The sequence below is a fragment of the Amycolatopsis palatopharyngis genome (assembly GCF_003385185.1).
Lineage (GTDB): Bacteria > Actinomycetota > Actinomycetes > Mycobacteriales > Pseudonocardiaceae > Amycolatopsis > Amycolatopsis palatopharyngis.
Genome location: NZ_PQHZ01000049.1, coordinates 1 through 17307, shown reverse-complemented (window position 1 = coordinate 17307; position 17307 = coordinate 1). Strand labels below are relative to the sequence as shown.

Annotated in this window: 14 protein-coding genes, 1 tRNA gene, 1 pseudogene and 1 riboswitch; of the genes and pseudogenes, 10 read left to right on the top strand and 6 right to left on the bottom strand. The window is 67.5% G+C overall.

The genetic code is table 11. The annotated features are described in order from the left end of the window. The first annotated feature begins 73 nt into the window (after positions 1–73). From D0C15_RS27350 to D0C15_RS27335, 4 genes are all read left to right on the top strand, one after another. Positions 74–877 (top strand): ESX secretion-associated protein EspG, encoded by an 804-nt coding sequence (locus tag D0C15_RS27350; protein WP_116050999.1) that lies wholly within the window; start codon positions 74–76, stop codon positions 875–877. A gap of 111 nt (positions 878–988) precedes the next feature. Beyond that, positions 989–1525: a hypothetical protein gene (locus D0C15_RS27345; RefSeq protein ID WP_162830271.1), complete on the top strand. Its 537-nt coding sequence runs from the start codon at positions 989–991 to the stop codon at positions 1523–1525. A gap of 208 nt (positions 1526–1733) precedes the next feature. Further along, complete coding sequence (locus tag D0C15_RS27340; RefSeq protein WP_116050997.1) at positions 1734–3869, top strand: bifunctional MFS transporter/dTMP kinase; 2136 nt, start codon at positions 1734–1736, stop codon at positions 3867–3869. Beyond that, complete coding sequence (locus D0C15_RS27335; RefSeq protein ID WP_116050996.1) at positions 3866–5059, top strand: DNA polymerase III subunit delta'; 1194 nt, start codon at positions 3866–3868, stop codon at positions 5057–5059. Before D0C15_RS27340 ends, D0C15_RS27335 begins: the two co-directional genes overlap by 4 nt. A gap of 63 nt (positions 5060–5122) precedes the next feature. Here D0C15_RS27335 and D0C15_RS27330 read toward each other — a convergent pair whose 3' ends face one another. Next, positions 5123–6790 carry a hypothetical protein gene (locus tag D0C15_RS27330; protein ID WP_116050995.1) on the bottom strand — a complete coding sequence of 556 codons (1668 nt, stop codon included), beginning with the start codon at positions 6788–6790 and terminating at the stop codon, positions 5123–5125. 161 nt (positions 6791–6951) lie between these two features. On the opposite strand from D0C15_RS27330, the gene D0C15_RS27325 reads away from it, so the two are divergent. After that, positions 6952–7025 (top strand) — tRNA-Thr (locus D0C15_RS27325). A gap of 115 nt (positions 7026–7140) precedes the next feature. Here D0C15_RS27325 and D0C15_RS27320 read toward each other — a convergent pair. The 3 genes from D0C15_RS27320 to D0C15_RS27310 form a co-directional block, all read right to left on the bottom strand. Continuing rightward, positions 7141–8646, bottom strand: a complete 1506-nt coding sequence (locus D0C15_RS27320) for a purine-cytosine permease family protein (protein ID WP_116050994.1) — start codon at positions 8644–8646, stop codon at positions 7141–7143. Between the two features lie 505 nt (positions 8647–9151). Further along, positions 9152–10531 (bottom strand): sodium/glutamate symporter, encoded by a 1380-nt coding sequence (locus D0C15_RS27315; protein ID WP_116050993.1) that lies wholly within the window; start codon positions 10529–10531, stop codon positions 9152–9154. After that, positions 10518–11684: an NAD(P)/FAD-dependent oxidoreductase gene (locus D0C15_RS27310; RefSeq protein ID WP_116050992.1), complete on the bottom strand. Its 1167-nt coding sequence runs from the start codon at positions 11682–11684 to the stop codon at positions 10518–10520. The genes D0C15_RS27315 and D0C15_RS27310 overlap by 14 nt, the downstream gene beginning before the upstream one ends. Before the next feature lie 81 nt (positions 11685–11765). Between D0C15_RS27310 and D0C15_RS27305 the strand changes: the two genes are divergently transcribed. After that, complete coding sequence (locus D0C15_RS27305) at positions 11766–12638, top strand: MurR/RpiR family transcriptional regulator (RefSeq protein ID WP_116050991.1); 873 nt, start codon at positions 11766–11768, stop codon at positions 12636–12638. Between the two features lie 32 nt (positions 12639–12670). Here the strand turns inward: D0C15_RS27305 and D0C15_RS27300 are convergent, their stop codons facing one another. Then, positions 12671–13054, bottom strand: a complete 384-nt coding sequence (locus D0C15_RS27300; RefSeq protein WP_116050990.1) for an ArsR/SmtB family transcription factor — start codon at positions 13052–13054, stop codon at positions 12671–12673. Between the two features lie 70 nt (positions 13055–13124). Here D0C15_RS27300 and D0C15_RS27295 point away from each other — a divergent pair, with 70 nt between their 5' ends. From D0C15_RS27295 to D0C15_RS27285, 3 genes are all read left to right on the top strand, one after another. Then, entirely contained in the window at positions 13125–14195 is a 1071-nt protein-coding gene (locus D0C15_RS27295; RefSeq protein WP_116050989.1) for a cation diffusion facilitator family transporter, read from the top strand. A gap of 35 nt (positions 14196–14230) precedes the next feature. Beyond that, positions 14231–14764 (top strand): gamma carbonic anhydrase family protein, encoded by a 534-nt coding sequence (locus D0C15_RS27290; protein WP_116050988.1) that lies wholly within the window; start codon positions 14231–14233, stop codon positions 14762–14764. A 110-nt stretch (positions 14765–14874) separates the two neighbouring features. Beyond that, positions 14875–14959, top strand: a riboswitch (ZMP/ZTP riboswitch). A gap of 37 nt (positions 14960–14996) precedes the next feature. Continuing rightward, positions 14997–16265, top strand: coding sequence for a serine hydroxymethyltransferase (locus D0C15_RS27285; RefSeq protein ID WP_116050987.1), 1269 nt, complete (start codon positions 14997–14999; stop codon positions 16263–16265). Positions 16266–16335: 70 nt separating this feature from the next. On the opposite strand, the gene D0C15_RS27280 is transcribed toward D0C15_RS27285, so the two are convergent. Continuing rightward, the gene (locus tag D0C15_RS27280; protein ID WP_116050986.1) at positions 16336–16860 is read right to left on the bottom strand and encodes an inorganic diphosphatase; all 525 of its coding nucleotides are present in this window, start codon (positions 16858–16860) and stop codon (positions 16336–16338) included. A 164-nt stretch (positions 16861–17024) separates the two neighbouring features. Here D0C15_RS27280 and D0C15_RS34305 point away from each other — a divergent pair. Continuing rightward, positions 17025–17307 (top strand): annotated as a pseudogene (locus D0C15_RS34305) (hypothetical protein); the annotation flags it as partial.

The window sequence follows — 17307 nt, the reverse complement described above, 5'->3', positions numbered from 1 at the left end:
AACAAAGCACGATCGGTGCTGCTCGAACGACTGTTCGAGCAAAACTGTCGGTGCCTCGTTGTTCACTGGGCGGGTGAGCAACTCAACGCAGACCGTTTTCGAACTCGTCGACGAGATCATCGCGCCGCTGAGTCAGGTCGTGCCGCGTCGGCCGTCGCCGATGGAGTACCTGGATCCGCATTTCTGCCTGCCCGCGGTCTTCGGTGAGCGGCCGCCACCTGATGGCGGTGACCTGGTGGCCGAGGCGGAGGCCTACACGCGGTTCGTGGCCGGTATGGCGGCACTCGGGCTGGTCGCCGAGGACGGCAGCGTGGCTCCGGAGGCGGTCGGGCTGTATCGCGCGTTCCGCGGGGGCTTCATCCGCGGGGTCGTCACCGGAGTCTTCGCCGATCGTGCGGACCCGCTGGAGGTCCGCTTCTTCGGCGACGAGGACAACGCGGCCGTACTGACCGTGTCCGGCGAGCAGGCCACGCTACGGGCGGGTGCGCTGCCCGGCCTCGCCGAGTGGGCACTCGACGACCTGCCGGATCCGCCGGGCGGGCCCGGTGAGGTCATCGAGATCCATGCGGACGAGCGCGGGGTCATTCCGGGGCGCCACGGCCCGCTGCTCGATTCGGTCAGGGAGGCGGCACACCGTCCCCGGCTCGGCACGGTGCTGGTGGATCTGACCGTGCGGGACACGATCGTCGCCGAGCACCCACACGGTTCGATGGGGCTACTGGACAACGACCTGGGCCGCTACCTGCTTGCGACGGCGATCGACCCCAGTGGCCACTGGGTGTTCTGGTTCGCGCCCGCTACTCGCGCCAGGGCCGAGCAGTGGATCATCCAGATGGTGCGGCATTACGGATCGAGAGGCACGGACGCGCGGTCGTAGCGCGAAACCGGCCCTGGTTCGTCCCTCGGACCGGCCGCACGACCCCGAGTTGCCCACTACCCTGGAGACAGCAGGTAGTGCCCGGGCAGGTGGTGACAGGGAGTGGTGACGGTGGCAACGCACGGCCGGATCGGTCCGGACGGTACGCAGGCACCACCGCCGCCGCCCACGTTTCCCGACCCGCTCGCCGGGCTGGTCACCGGAGTCAGCAGCGGTTCCGGTATCCGCGACTACACCCCGGACGATTTCGTCGAGGTGGAGATCGCCGAGCCGGTGGAACCGGATCCCGAGGTCGTACGGGGGATGGTCGACGCCGCTCTCAGCCAGGAACAGGATGTGCCCACCGGCGCCACAGGCGCACGTCCGGGTGCCGCGCAGCGCGCACCCGCGGCCCAGCCGCCGCTCGGCATGCTGCAACAACAGCAGCGGGGCGGAGCCGGACAACCCAACCGGATGCGTCAGGCACTGCTGCCAAGACAGGGCAGGCCGCCGGCTGAACGAGCCGCGTCGGCCGATCCGGTCGTGCGCAGGCCGTCGAGCGGGTCCGCCGGAGTGGCGCTGGCGATCATTCTGCTTGTGGTGTTCGGCATTTTGGTAATTCAGCTGATCTCCAGTTTGTTCAGCAGCGTTTCAGGAGTCTTCGATTAGTTCCTGACGGTCAGCAACGACGTATCTCCGCCTGGTAACTCCGAACTTGTGACGTGCACTGGAGGTTTGCCGAATTCGATACAACGGCCGAGCCCTGCGGCTGTTCGAGTGAAAGAGCGGGATACCCTGATCGCACCGACGGGTGAACCGACGGGTGCGGATTTTGTGGGGTGGGCGCATCAGCGAGGGAAGTCGAGCGGACGACGCCATGGGCGCGGTCGGGGCTGCTGGCGGTTCCGGCAGCGCGGGATCCGGGGCGCCGGGTGGATCGGAAACGTCCACGGTGCACAGGGTGCGGCGCGTCCTTGCGATCCGGCCGTTCCGCAGACTCTGGGGCGTCACGTACCTGTGCAGTGTCGCCGACTGGTTGTCGTTGCTGGCACTGACCGGACTGGTCACAAAGTTCACCGAGAACTACATGGCACAGAACTTCGCGTTCGCCGGTGTCGTGCTCACCAACCTGCTTCCCGGCCTGCTCTTCGCCCCACTCGGCGGACTGCTCGCCGACCGGCTGGACCGGCGCAAGGTGATGATCACAGCCGACCTGTTGCGCTGCGGGCTGCTGCTGTCCATCGCGTTCGTCGGCACTCCGTTGTGGTTGTTCATCGGCAACTTCCTGGTCGGTTCGGCCGCGATGATGTGGATCCCGTCGAAGGACGCCGCGGTGCCCAACCTGCTGCGGCGCCCGGATCAGGTGGAGACGGCGAACCAGCTCGGCATGGTGATGACCTACGGCCTCGCGGTGGTCACCGGCGCGGGGCTCTACTCGGTCCTCACCGGTATTCAGACCACCCTGAACCTGCCGCCGGATCTGCTCGGCGAATTCGGCATCGCGAAGATCGTCGTGGTCCTCAACGGCCTGCTCTACCTGGCCAGCGCACTGCTGATCTCGCGGATTCCCGAACTGTCGCTGCGTGGCGTGCACTCCGTGCCCGCCGCGGCACCTGAGCCGAAAAAGCCTGCCGAGGACGATGAGGACAAGTCGCCTGGGTTCGTGAGCATGATGCGCGACGGGGCACGCTTCATCCGGACGACCCCGTTGATCCGCGGTCTGCTGATCGGCATGGTTGGCGCGTTCGCCGCGGGGGGTGCGGTCATCGGCTCGGCCAAGCCGTACTCGTCGAGCCTGGGCGGTGGCGACGCCGCTTTCGGACTGTTGTTCGTGGCGGTGTTCCTCGGTGCCGCGGTGGGACTGGCCGGAGCGCCCAAGCTGGCCCGCAGGCTGCCGCACGACCGGTTGTTCGGTATCGGAATCGTGCTCGCCGGGCTGGCACTGATCATCGTCGCGCTCGCGCCGCATCTGGCCATCGCACTGATCGCGGTGTCGGTCGTCGGCGCCTGTGCGGGCGGCGCCTTCCTCACCGGGGTGACGATCATCGGGTCCCAGGTCGATGACTCGATCCGAGGGCGGATCAACGCGATCTACCAGTCGTTGATGAAGATCATCATCTTCGGGACGACCGCTACCGTGCCGTTGCTGATCGGGCTGGTGCGGCCGCGCCGGGTACCGGTGTGGGGCAACTCGATCATCATCGACGGAACCAGGCCGGTACTGCTCGTGGCCGGCCTGCTGGCCGCCCTGGTTGGCGTCATCGCCTATCGGCAGATGGACTCGAGGCGCACCGAGCCGATCATGGCCGATCTGCGCAATGCCCTGCGGAGGCGCCCGCGCAGGGTGAACGGCCTGCTGATCGCGGTCGAGGGAGCCACGACCACCGACACCGCGGAGCACGCAACGCGACTGGCCGACTGGCTCTCCAAGGGCTCGCGCCGGGTGGTGCTGGCGGCCGATCCCGCCCTGGACGACAAACGACTTGCCGCACTGGTCTCCGGTGCCTCGCTGTCCGGCGCACGGGCGCAGGCACTGGCCGCGGCCGCTGTGCGCGCGGATATTGTGGAACGCGATGTGCGCCCCGCGCTGGACGCCGGCTCCGTCGTCGTCATGGAACGTTTCGTGGACTCTCCGCTCGCACATCTGTCCGCCGTGGCTGGCCTGGACGCCGAGGAGCTCGAAGGGCTCGCGGACTGGGCGACGAACCGGTTGCGCCCGGACGTGACCGTGCTGCTCGACGCCGACTCGGGCAACGGTGTGCCGGATCAGCCGATACCCGGTGGCAACCAGTGGCAGGTGCAGCACGTGCTCGCCGAGATGGCGGCGGCCGACCCCGGCCGATATGTGGTCGTGGATGCTGAAGGCACTGTCGACGAGGTGTCGGAACGAGTCCGGACCGCGGTGCAGGCCGTACTCGTCGGCAGGATCACGGGACTGGCGCCGGCGTCCGAGGGCGGGTCGGCCCAGCAGGACGGGGAGACATCGACCGAGACGAAGTCGGAGGCGCGATGACGGCACCTGTGTGGTCGCAACTGGTCGGACAGGAGCCCGCGATCGAGGTCCTGTCGGCGGCGGCGGAATCGGCGGCGAGCCTGGTCGCGGGTGACACCGTCGAGGCAGGCGCGATGACCCATGCGTGGTTGCTCACCGGGCCGCCGGGATCGGGCCGCTCGGTCGCGGCCCGGACCTTCGCCGCGGCGCTGCAGTGCATGATCGGTACGGGCTGCGGGCAGTGTCCAGGGTGTCGTACCGCGTTGTCGGGAACGCATGCGGACGTACGCCTCGTGGTTCCGGAGGGGTTGTCGATCTCGGTCGCCGAGATGCGTTCGCTCGTACAGTCCGCCGCTCGCAGGCCGAGTACAGGCCGCTGGCAGGTCGTGATCATCGAAGATGCCGACCGGCTGACCGAGGGGGCCGCGAACGCGCTGCTCAAGGCGGTGGAGGAACCTCCGGCACGGACGGTCTTCCTGCTCTGTGCGCCGTCGGACCACCCTGAGGACGTCTCGGTGACGATCCGCTCGCGCTGCAGGCTGGTGACGCTACGGACTCCGCCGCCAGATGCGATCGCGCGGGTACTCGCCGAACGTGACGGCGTTCCGGCCGACCGCGCCGAATGGGCGGCGTCGGTATGTGGCGGGCATGTGGGGCGGGCGCGGCGACTGGCGACCGACGAGAACGCGCGCCTGCGCCGTGCCGCGGTACTACGGATTCCGCTCGGCCTGCGCAGGCCCTCGGACGTGTTCGCCAGTGCGGACGAGCTGATCAAGACGGCGGAGGTGGACGCTTCCGAGGAGAGCAAGGCCCGCGACGAGAACGAGCAGGAAGCGGTTCGCACGGCGATGGGTTCGGGCGGAACCGGCAAGGGCGTCGCGTCCGCGAAGCGGTCCGCGGATGCCGCCGTGCGACAGCTGGAGAAGAAGCAGAAGTCCAGGGCCACCCGGACCCAGCGCGACACTCTGGATCTCGCGCTGGTGGATCTGGCCGCCTTTTACCGGGATGTGCTGGTGACCAGCAGTCGCTCCGGTGCCAGGCTCATCCACCCCGATCACGCCGAGCAGAGCGCGAAGGCCGCTGCGGAATGGTCGGCGGAGTCCACCCTGCGCAGGCTGGAGGCGGTCCTGGAGTGCCGGGAGGCCATCGGCCTGAACGTCAAGCCCCGAATCGCGGTCGAAGCGATGGTGACCACCCTGCGTCAGGGCTGAGCGCGGCGCCTCACCACCGCACCGTGTGGCGGCACTTTCCCGGGAAAGTGCCGCCGTCACGGGTCAGTCGCGGGGGTGGGGTGAGGGCTTGGCCGGGGTCGCCTCGGCGACCGTGCCAGCCCTGCGGCGACCGGGAAGTGCGGCCACCAGCACGACACCGGCGAGCAGCATCGCGGTTCCGGTCCAGAACATCGGCACCGAGGAGTAGGCGGCGCTGGTCTGCGCGAGCTTGTCCGGAACCCCCGGCTGCTCGCCGCCTGCGGGCGGCGCAGGCGGAGCCGTGGTGCCGCATTCCACACCGCCCTCGGGGGCGTAGGCCCGGGCGACCTGCTCACCGAGGGAGAGCTGTGCGAGCGACGACGGCAGGTTCTCCGCGGCGTCGTCCGGCAGGGAGTCCTTGAGTAGCTTCGTCGGCAGGATCTGCAGGTCGAGCATCCGGGCGGAGGCGCCGAGCTGATAACCCTTGAAGGGGGTGGTCATGTCCATCCCCTTCTCGTCCAGCCCGGCGATGGACAGCCGCAGCACTCCGAGGTCCAGCACGAAACCCTTCGCGGCGTCGTTCAACGGCTTCATCCCGTCGGAGGCCGTTTTGACCAGGCCACCGATCACCGGGATCTTCTCGAAGTTCTCGTAGCCGGGAACCTTGCCCAGTTCGGGCAGCGGGATCCCGATCGGCACGTCCTTGGTCGGGTTCGCCGCGTCGAGGGTGAACAGTTCCTCACCGCCCCGCTCAACGGTCAGCACCGGGGCGCTGTACTCGACCGAGGAGGTGTCCTTGTCGCCGGTCGAGGTCACGGTCAGTGTCGGCTGGCTCGCCACCTTGATGTTGAGCCCGAGCGGTGTGCCCTTGAGGACGTTGATGTCGGCGGCCTGCATGGTGGAGACCGATTGCACGGCCTTGCGGTCGGTGCCCTCCATGTCGACCAGCCGGACCGTGGACCGTGAGGACATCGTGTTCGGCAGGCTCAGCACCGAACCTGTGCCGTCCGCGTCGGCTTCTTCTCCCGGGGGATCGAGCAGCCCGCCCAGGCTGGCCAGCGGTCCGGGTAGCTGCTCAAGGCCTTCCTTCAGTGGCGCTGCGGCGTCGGTCAACTGGGAGGCGTCGGGCATCGACGGGATGACGTTGAGCAGTGAAAGGCTCGCGAGCGAGGTGGTGGAGTCCGCGATGGTGCCGACGCACGGGCCAAGCGTCTCGCTCCAGCGCGCATGCGCGGTGCCGTTCAGCAGGCCGACGTTGAGCAGCGGGTTCTCCGGGCCGTGGAGCCCGCCCTTGACCGGCTCCGGGTTGTCCGGCAGTGCGGTCTGCACCAGGGAGCCGGGCGCCTGCGGCGCGTTGCCTGCCACCGAGACCCCGAACGGCGAGGACTGTGCGATCGAGCGTTCATAGGCCAGGTAGGCCTCGGAGTTGGCCTGCGCACTCGACAGCCCGAGCCCGCCCTCGAACGCCGACTGCTTCGGCAGTTCCTCCTCGAGGCCGGGCAGGATCGCGCTGGTCGGTACCGCGTTGGGGAGCAGCCGCAGTATGCCGAGCGCGGTGCCGGCATCGCCGACCGCTTTGCCCAGCGGCTGTCCCGCCGGCGGCGACGAGATCGGCGGCTGACCGGGGTTCGCCGGCTCGGGAGTGGGCGTTGTCGGGATGGTGCTGTCCTGCGCTAGTGCGGGCGCGGCGGACAGGACGAGCAGGGCGACCGTGACCGGCAGAGCCAGCGTGCGGGGTAGACGTCCACGCATTGGCAGGGTCCTCCAGGCGAGAGCGGGGCCGGTCACAGTGAGACCGGGGTCATAGCAGCCTAACGAGGGTGGGGGCGGAAGGTGACGTTGGACGCGCCCCGCTACACTGTTGTGTCAGAAGGACAGGGTGGCTGTGCCTACGGTCGGTCGCCCGCGCCCTTGCCGCCTTAGCTCAGTCGGCCAGAGCGGTTCACTCGTAATGAACAGGTCAGGGGTTCGATTCCCCTAGGCGGCTCACAGGTCAGGCCCCCTTTCCGGACTCCGGAGAGGGGGCCTGATTCGTGCTCGCGAGGATCAGCCGCCGATCTCGTACCTGCTGCCTTTGACGGCACTGACGGCACTCACGACACTCACGGCCGGAAGTTGGCCTCGTCGAGCTGGGTATCTGCCTGCGGCGCACCGAAAGCCACAGCATGCTCTCCGTAAAGCCGCCTGTGCTCGTCGGACAACCGCCACTCATGGTCAAGGTCGATGCCTCGGGCAAGCACGAGGTAGCTCACCCCCGACGCCGCAAGCCCGACGAAGAGGGCCAGATCCACGCCTCCCAACGCCTCGGCGATCGGCCCCGTGTACCAACTCGTCATGGCGAAGGGGATCATCGCGACGATTCCGATGAAGTAGGCGATGAGTCCCCGTGTCCCCCAGGTGCCATAGATGCCGTTGCGGTCGAAGATTTCGCGGATCGCGTAGGTACCGCGCCGCACGAAGTAGTAGTCAACGAGATTGACAGACGTCCACGGGACGAGGATGTAGAGCAGGATCACCAGGAACGCGCCGAAACTGTCGAGGAAGGATCCGGTGCTCAGCATGTTCCCGATGAATGCTGCTGCTCCGACCACCACGCAGGCCAGTATTCGGATGCCTCTTGTGGGAGTCACCGGGCGGATCGAGTCGGCTATGGTGATCAACTCCATCGCGGCGGCGTAGATGTTCACCGTGATCACGCTGATCAGTCCCGGAAGAGCGGCGATCAAGAGCCACGATCCGCTGCCCGGAACCACCTGATTCGCCAAGTCACGCACGCCTTCAAGAGGCGCCGTTCCGGTCAGCGCCGCCGCTATGAAGGCGCCAAGCAACATGAGCCAGGAGCCGCCCACGAAGACGCCCCCGTATGTGTAGGCCGTGGCTTTGGTCGCACTGGTCTGAGGCGGCAGGTAACGCGAATAATCGGAAACGTATGGGGCCCATCCCAGCCCATAGGCTGCTGCCGCTCCGAACTGGATCAGAAACGCGGGCCAACTGAAGTCGCCGAATCCGTACTGTGCGGAGTCAAGGGGAACCACGAAAAGTGCCATAACGCTGAATACGCCGAACGTAACCAGGAACAGCAGCATGAGCCACTTTTGCGTCGTATGGATCCAATGGTAGCCGAAAATCGCGAGCGTCACCGCGAGTACGCTCTGTAGCGCGTACCAAATCCAATCGTTCTCGACTCCGGTCGTCATCGCGAGCACGTCGGCCCCGAGCATCTGATTGAACATGTTGAAGCCCACGAGGCTGAAGACCACGATGGCACAAACGAGTATGACGCCTCGATAACCGAACTGCGCCCGCGATTGAATCATCTGCGGTAACCCGAGTTGCGGCCCCTGGGCGGAGTGAAAGGCGGTGAAAATCGTTCCGACCGCTACACCGGACAAGATCGCGAGGGCGGAGGTCAAGAACGTCGCGCCGACCGCCGCGCCCAGCATCCCGGTGGCCAACGTGGTGACATTCGCATTGGCCATGAACCACAACGAAGCCAGTGACCAAGGTTTGCCACTGCGCTCCGACAGCGGGACCCAGTCGATGGAACGTGACTCGATACGTTCCTGTTCCGGCACTGAAGCGGACGTGGAGTCGGTTGTCTCGTTCATTTCTTCCCTAGCCGTTCTGTGCCTAGTCACAGCGCCTGGTGAGATGCGCTCGACGACGTGGGGTCGCGCTGTATGGCCGGTCTGTCCATCGCGGACCATATGAGCGATGGCTGGCCGCCGAGGTCGGCGGGGCCGATGTGCTGAATCACATGACCTGACGCTAAGAGCCAGTTTGTCGCAGGACAAGGCCCCCTAATCCTGCGACTGACATAGGTTTACCTTGTGGACTTCGCGGTCGGCCTCCGTCCCGCGAGTCGCCCAGCGGTGTGCGCACGTGGGCAGTTCAGGAGGGGAGAGCCGAAGGCGGGCACCGGGACGTGACCGCGAGGTAACAGTGTGTTCCGTTTCTTCCGTGGACCACTCCGGTCTGGGCGGAAACGCGGAATCGGCCGGGCATGGGTCAGACCCCTCTCCGAAACCCGGAAAAAGGGGGTCTGATCCGTTGTTCGTTGCGAGTGGAACCAGAACGCCACCGCTCCCGCCGTGGGCTGAAGAATGTTGCCGGCTAAACCGAACTGGCTACTCGAGCTGCTTTGGCCGGTTTGCGCCAGAAGCCGAGTAGCCGGGCGGCGAGGAGGAGAATCAGGAACAGGGCGATGAATATCGCGCCCGTGAGCAATGGTCCTCGGGTGAAGGCCAGGATCGGCACCAGCGCCGTGATCAGCCCGCCCCCGATGAATGGGCTACGGAATGGCTTGCTCAGCGCATACGCCTTTCCGGTGATCGTGGACAGGTCGGGGTCGACCGTGCGCAGCAGCATCAGGCCGACTGAGGAGACTCCAGTGAGGCTGCCGAAGTTGACGATTGCCTGCTCGAACCAGTTCTGCTGGAACAGTCGTGGCCCTGCCAGGAAGAAGAAGCCGATCGCCAGCCCCGCTGCCAGCACCATGAGCACGGCGAGTGCTCCTGCGTTGTCGATGACCAGCGGCAGGTGGATCGAGGCGACGGCCGAGACGATCAGCAGGTCCAGCGCTACCGCCTGGATTGTGCGCAGGCTCGCCGCGTCCACGGTGCCACGAAGCGGCGTTCGGCCGATCACGGCTTGCACGATGCCGCCGCCGATCATGGCGAGCGGGAACAGCGGCATGCCAGGCACGACGAGTTCGATGAAGTACTGCAACACCCAGCCGATCAGCACGGCGACTGCTACCAACGTCACGTGGAAGGTGAGCGAGTCGACCAGGTCCTTGTTGAACGCGGTGCGCCCGATCGGTGTGCGCCGCGACTCCGGCAGGATGTCGCTGCTCCTGTCATCCGCTGTCTCCGAGGCGGGACCGAATGCGGTGACGTGGCCGCGGCTCACCCCCCAGTTCACCAGCGCCATGCCGACGGTGATGCCGAAGACCAGCCCGACCGTGGCCGAGGTGAGACCGAGGGAGACACCGGCGCTCCAGCCGTGCTCCTGGTACACCTCAGCCATCGCGCCTGCCGTGCCGTGACCGCCTGGCCAGCCGACATCCACCAGCGTGCCGAACATCCGGTCGACGTCCCACAGTGGCATGAGAACGAGCGCCGAGACGACAAGTGGCACCCCGATCATGAGGAAAGCGCCCATGTAGCCGAACAGCAACTGCGGGACGATCATCCGGTACGTCTCGCGCACCTTGGGAATCCGTACCCCCATCAGCATTGGCGCGAACACGATCGTCGCGAGTACGCCCGGCAGGCCGGACCAGGTCTCGATCAGCGACTCGGGGAACAGTCCGGCGCCATACGGGCCGAACGCCAGGCCGACCGCGCCGCCGATCAGAGCCGCAGGCAGGAACAGCCGCCGAATTGGCCGGGCGACGATCCTGATCAGCGTGCCGGCGAGCAGCAGGATGCCCAGTACGACGACCGCGAACAGCAGGGTTTCGACGTTGTCGACTGTCTCAGTGGGAAACATCGTGACTCCTCGACCGCACCGCAGGAGTGCGGAATCGGCTGTACCTGAACGGCAGGAGGGCATCCGGTCGAGGGTGACCGGTCAACCAGTCGGCGAGCAGCGTCGCGACGGCAGGGGCGATCGCGAAGCCGTGCCCCGACCAGCCGGTGCCGATGAGGACGTTGCCGGCGGTCGGCAGTAGGTCCACTATGGGCAGTGCGTCCACGCTGCATGTTTCGGCACTGCTGGTGTCGACCCGATCCACGATGGTGTCGGCAAGCGCGGGGAACACGGCCCGTGCCTCTGCGATGTTGCGGTCGACGTTGTCCTGAATCGGCTCGCCGCGTTGGGTGTCCGGGTTCCAGCGGCCGCGCCAGCCGCCGGAGATCATGACCGAGCCGTCCAGCGGTTTCATCGAGAGCACCCGGTGGTCGTGGCCGATGAGGTGCCGGCACACCGGCCCGGCCGCCTTCACGGTGAGTACCTGAGGAACCAGCCACCACAACGGCAGCGGCACGTCGAGTCCGGCGGCCAGGTCGGCGACGCCGGTGTTGTTCAGTAGTACGACGGCCTCGCCCACGTCGATCCGCTCGCCGTCGGCAAGCTCCACCGCGGATACCCGTCCGCCCTCCCTGACCAGCCGCGTCACTTCGGTGTGTTCTCTGATCACGGCGCCGGCCGCCATGGCAGCAGCGGCAAAAGCCCGGGTTGTCGCGGTGTGGTCGGCGGTACCGTCCAGCGGGCACCACAGCGCGGCGCGAACCGCGTCAGCCACGCCAGGTTCGTACTCGCGGACCTGTTCGTGGTCGAGTACCTCGGTGGGGATGCCGTGTTCACGCTGGTGCCAGGTACGGGCCCGCAGGCTCGCCAGACCGCCCGTGGTCCCAGTGACATCCTGTTCGACCAGGTTGAGCCCTCCGGTCCGCTCGTAGCCGATATCGGCGCCGAGGTCGTCAGCCAGCCTTTCCCAGAGCGGGTAGGCCAACCGCATCAGCGGCAACTCCGCTGCTGCCCTGCGGTTGGCCCGCACGCCGCGCTGCCCGATTCCGCCGGACGAACCGGAAGCGATCTCGGCTGCCTCAAGCACCACGACTTTTTCGCCCCGTCGTGCCAGGTGCCAGGCGAGCGCACAGCCGTACACTCCGCCTCCGACGACGACAAACCTGTACTTCATACAACCTCCACAGCTCTCGGATCGGACGTACTGTAGCCACAGCTCCATACTGATCACAATCATGAAGTGGAAATTTCATAGATGACTGAGGATTTCGCTGACCGGGTCGCGGGCGCCGCGCCACGACTCAAGCCGCAGGAACGCGCCGTGGCCGAGTACCTGCTGGAGCAACCCGAAAAGGCGGTGCTCGCGTCCACTTCCGAAATCGCCGCGGCCACCGGCACCAGCGATGCGACCGTGGTGCGCACCGCCAGATCGCTCGGCTACTCGGGGCTGCGCGAGTTGAAGAGGGTGTTGATGGCCGAGATCGCCGATCCACGGGATCCGGTGCGCGTCTTGGAGGGGCGGCTCGCTCGTTCCGAAACCGCGCTCGGCCGGGTGCTTGACCAGGTGCTCGCCGACGCGGCGACGTTGCTCGAGCGCGTTCCGGACGAACTGGACGAGCGGTCCTGGCAGCAGGCGGTGGATCTGCTCGACGGCGCGGAGAAAGTGTGGCTGTACGGGTTCGGCCCGGCCGGCCTGGTCGCCGAGTACCAGGCGCTCGCGCTGTCAAGACTCCAGCGACGTGCCCATGCCGTCACGCAGACCGGTTTCAGAATGGCGGATTCGCTGATGAGTATCGGCCGTGGCGACACGGTGCTCATATACGCGCCGCTGCGCCGTTTCCACGAAATCGACGTCCTCGTCGCACACGCACGCAAGGCCGGCGCCTCGGTGATCTTGGTGACGCAGGCACTGGGGGAGGAGTTGCGTGACGCGGTCGACGTTGTGCTCAACGCTCCGCAGGCGACCGCCACCATGGTCAGCGAAAACCTGGTCGACCTGCTGTTCGCGCACGCGCTCACGCTGGAGCTGGCGCGCCGCGACAAGGTCGGCGCGGTCGCGGCACGGCAGTTGCTCAACCAGTTGCGTGCCGAGATCGTCGCCGGTACCCCGGAAAACCGGACGGACTGAAGACAGGGTCGGCAAGCTGCCGGCGAGCCGGTTCAGGCAGGGGTGGTTTTTTCCTGCGCGCCGCGGCGATGGTGCGGCACGTCGGCAACCGCGTGGTAGGCGAAACCGAGCGCCTCCTCGACCAATGCTTCGAGGTGATCGCTGGTGATCCGATAGAGCATTCGCCGCCCGTCCCGGCGCGACTGGACGAGGCCGGCAAGGCGAAGGCGTCCCAGGTGCTGGGAGACCGAGGAGCGGGACGCGTTGCCACTCGCGGTCAATGTGCTCACGTCCTGCTCGCCCTCGGTGAGCATGTGCAGCAGGTGCAGCCGGGTCGGGTCGGCCAGGTGGCCGAGGACTTCGGCGGCCACCGCGAGTTGCTCCGCGAGTGGCGGGTCACTGCGCTCGTCCAGTGAAGTGTGCTTGTGCGCGCACATGGTTGCATATTCCTCTCGAGCAGGACATCCTGCAGGGACGATACGGTGCGACCAAAGGGCGAGAATAACGATGGCGCGGCAACCCGGGCAGGGCCACGATCACGAACACGAACATGGGCACGGTCATGCTCACGCACATGGGCATGGTCATGCACACAACGGCCGGTCGACGTGGCTGGATCGGCTCAAGCACCTGCTGACCCCGCACAGCCACGACAGCTCCGAGCGCGTGGACACCGCGCTGGAGGCCAGTAAGCGGGGAATGCGCACGCTGGTCCTGTCCTTCGTCGCGCTGCTCGTCACCGCGCTGGCGCAGCTCGTCGTGGTATCCCTCACCGGCTCCGTCGCGCTGCTGGGTGACACCATCCACAACTTCGCCGACGCGCTGACCGCCCTTCCACTGGGGATCGCGTTCCTGCTCGGCAGGCGGGCAGCGAGTCGGCGCTACACCTACGGACTCGGGCGCGCCGAGGACCTCGCCGGTGTCGTAGTGGTCCTGCTCATCGCCGCCTCGGCCGCGCTCGCGGGCTACGAGGCTGTGCAGCGGCTGATCGAACCGCGACCCGTGCAGCACCTCTGGATCGTCGCGGCGGCCGGGGTGATCGGATTCGCGGGCAATGAGCTGGTGGCGCGCTACCGCATCACCGTCGGCAGGCAGATCGGCTCGGCCGCGCTCGTCGCAGACGGGCTGCACGCCAGGACCGACGGTTTCACCTCCCTCGCCGTCGTACTCGGTGCGCTGGGCGTCGGGTTGGGCTTTCCGCAGGCAGACCCGATCATCGGGCTGCTCATCACCGTGGCGATCCTGTTCGTGCTCCGCGACGCCGCCAGGGAGGTGTTCCGCCGCCTGATGGACGCCGTCGACCCGGAAACGGTGGAGCGCGTGGAACATGCGGCGGCCGAGGTGCCGGGCGTGCTGCACGCGAACCAGGTACGGATGCGCTGGATCGGGCACAGCCTGCGCGCCGAACTCGCGGTCTCCGTGGACGCCGAGCTGACCGTCCTGCAGGCACACAGCCTCGCGCACGAGGTGGAGCACCGGCTCCTGCACGCTGTGCCGAGGCTGACCGCCGCCGTCGTCCACGTCGAGCCCGCCCGTGGTGCCGAAGCCGCGCACGAGGTGCTCGCGCACCATCGTTAGCCCGACCGGAGGCAGGCAAGCCTTAAGGTGTCGCCATGCCGCTGTTTTCCTTCGAGGGCGTCAGCCCCACCGTGCACCCGGACGCCTGGATCGCCCCCACCGCGACACTGATCGGCGACGTGACCGTCGAGGAGGGCGCCTCGGTCTGGTACGGCGCCGTGATCCGCGCCGACTTCGGCCGGATCGTCATCCGCGCCGGTGCGAACATCCAGGACAACTCGGTGGTGCACGTCAACGACGGCGTATGCGAGATCGGCCGCAACGTCACCGTCGGGCACCAGTGCCTGGTGCACGACTGCACGGTCGGTGAGCAGGCGCTGATCGGCAACGGCTCCACCGTGCTCGACAAGGCGGACATCGGCGCCCGCGCCCTGGTGGCCGCCGGAGCCACGGTGACCCCGAACTCGGTGGTGCCGCCGGAGATGATCGCTATGGGCAGCCCGGCCAAGAAGCACGTTCCGCTGACCGACTCCGCACGTGTGTGGGTCGAGCACAACGCCGCGATCTACCAGGAGCTCGCGCGCAGGCATGCGCGTGGCATCGAACCCGTCGAGGACACGGCGGACTGATCCGGCCAGGCTGAGTCGACGCCCTGCTCGCCGCGGCCGGCCGCATGATGAGACGCGCGGATGGTGTGACGCGAATCGTCCGCATGGCCGGTAGAACGCAGTAAGCTCGGCCCCGCAGTAGCGACTGGCGCCATCGAGGTGGAGCACCACCGGGGAGCGACGACATGGCCGGCACCGCGCGCCTGGGTGTCTTACGGCAGTGCCGTGGTCACGTCTGTCCAGGAGCAGCAGCATGACTCACCAGCCAGCCATTTCCGCCCTCTCCAACGCCGATCCGGAGATCGCCGGACTCGTCGAGGACGAGGCCCGGCGCCAGCACGACAAGATCCGGCTGATCGCCTCCGAGAACTACGTCTCCCAGGCGGTGCTCGAGGCCACCGGCACGGTGCTGACGAACAAGTACTCGGAGGGCTACGCAGGCAAGCGCTACTACGAGGGCCAGCAGTTCGTCGACCAGGTGGAGAACCTGGCCATCGAGCGGGCGAAGTCCCTGTTCGGGGTCGAGCACGCCAACGTGCAGCCCTACTCGGGCTCGCCAGCCAACCTCGCGGCCTATCTTGCCTTCGCCAAGCCCGGCGACCCGATTCTCGGCATGGCGCTGCCCGACGGCGGGCACCTGACGCACGGCTGGAGCGTGTCCGCGACCGGCAAGTGGTTCACGCCGGTGCGCTACGGCGTGCGCAAGGACACCGGCAGGCTCGACCTGGAACAGGTGCGGGAGCTCGCACTGCGGCACCGGCCGAAACTGATCTTCGCGGGTGGTACCGCCATTCCACGCACGATCGACTTCCCCGCCTTCGCCGAGATCGCCAGCGAGGTCGGTGCGGTGCTGGTGGCCGACATCGCCCACATCGCCGGGCTGGTCGCCGGTGGCGCGCACCCTTCACCGGCCGGGTACGCCCCAGTGATCACCACCACCACGCACAAGACCCTGCGCGGACCGCGCGGCGCGATGATCCTTTCCGATGCCGACCATGCGAAGGCCGTGGACAAGGCGGTCTTCCCCGGACTGCAGGGTGGTCCCCACAACCACACGACCGCGGCGATCGCGGTGGCGCTCGCCGAGGCGGCGAAGCCGGAGTTCCGCGAGTACGCCCACGGCATCGTCGCCAACGCCAAGGCGCTGGCCGAGGCGATGATCGAGCGGGGTTTCGACCTGGTCTCCGGCGGTACCGACAACCACCTGCTGCTGGTGGATCTGACCGGGAAGGGGATCGGCGGCAAGCCCGCGGCCCAGGCGCTGGACCGGGCCGGGATCGAGCTGAACTACAACACCGTGCCGTTCGACCCGCGCAAGCCGTTCGACCCCTCGGGTATCCGGCTCGGCACGTCCGCGATCACCACTCGTGGGTTGCGGCCGGAACACCAGCCGCAGCTCGCGGAGTGGATCGATCGCACGATCACCGCGGCAGCCGCCGAGGACGAGCAGGCCGTTGCGCGGATCGCGGCCGAGATCCGCGAACTGCTGGCAGGCTTTCCCATGCCCGGCTACGCCGCCTGATTCTTCCCTGAAACGCGTCCGGCCACCCCGTTCACGCTGATCGTGGACGGGGTGGCCGGACGGAACCTGGTCAGTGCTCGGTGACGTCGCCTGTTTCGGCGGCGGCCTTCGCCAGACGCTCGGTCTCACGCTCGTAGGAGCGCTTGATCTCGGATTCCGCTTCCCCGCGACCGACCCAGTTGGAACCCTCGACGCTCTTCGCGGGTTCGAGGTCCTTGTACACCTGGAAGAAGTGCTCGATCTCCAGCTTGTGGAACTCGTTCAGGTGGTGGATGTCGCGCAGGTGCTCGAGCCGCGGGTCGTCCGACGGGACCGCGAGGACCTTGTCGTCCGGGCCCTTCTCGTCGGTCATCCGGAACATGCCGATGGCCCTGCAGCGGATCAGGCAGCCGGGGAACGTCGGCTCCTGCACCAGGACGAGCACGTCCAGCGGGTCGCCGTCCTGGCCGAGGGTGTCATCGATGAACCCGTAATCGGCGGGATACTGCGTGGCCGTGAACAGGGTGCGGTCGAGTTTGATCCGCCCCGTCTTGTGGTCCACCTCGTACTTGTTGCGTTCCCCTTTGGGGATTTCGATCGTGACGTCGAACTCCACGCCGTCCTCGCTGATCTTCTTGTTATCGCCGCGGCCGGGCGGCTGGCGGTTTCGCTTACTTGACCCTCACTAGTGTGGACTACACCGCCGCCGCGGTTCGCCATGACCATGTGTGAGCTTGGCCCCGTCGGTGGAGTGCGGGGACGGTCTGCGAGGAGGGGTGTGTGTCGGAGAAGGACGGTAGAACCGAGGCCGAACGGGCTGCGGGACCTGCCTGGCCCTCGGCTGACAGCGATGCTCCCGGCGGCCAGGACGGCGGGCGTCAGGGCGACTCCGGCGCCACTCATGAGCTGCCTGTGCCAAAGGTCACTCACGACGAGCCCGCCACGGTCTGGGTGCGCCAGCCGCAACCCCAGCCGGGCACACCCTCGGCGGAGTCCGGGGCCACCACCCGTCCGCACCGCAGGCCTCAGCCGCAGCAGCCGCCTCGGCCGCCCCAGACCCCGC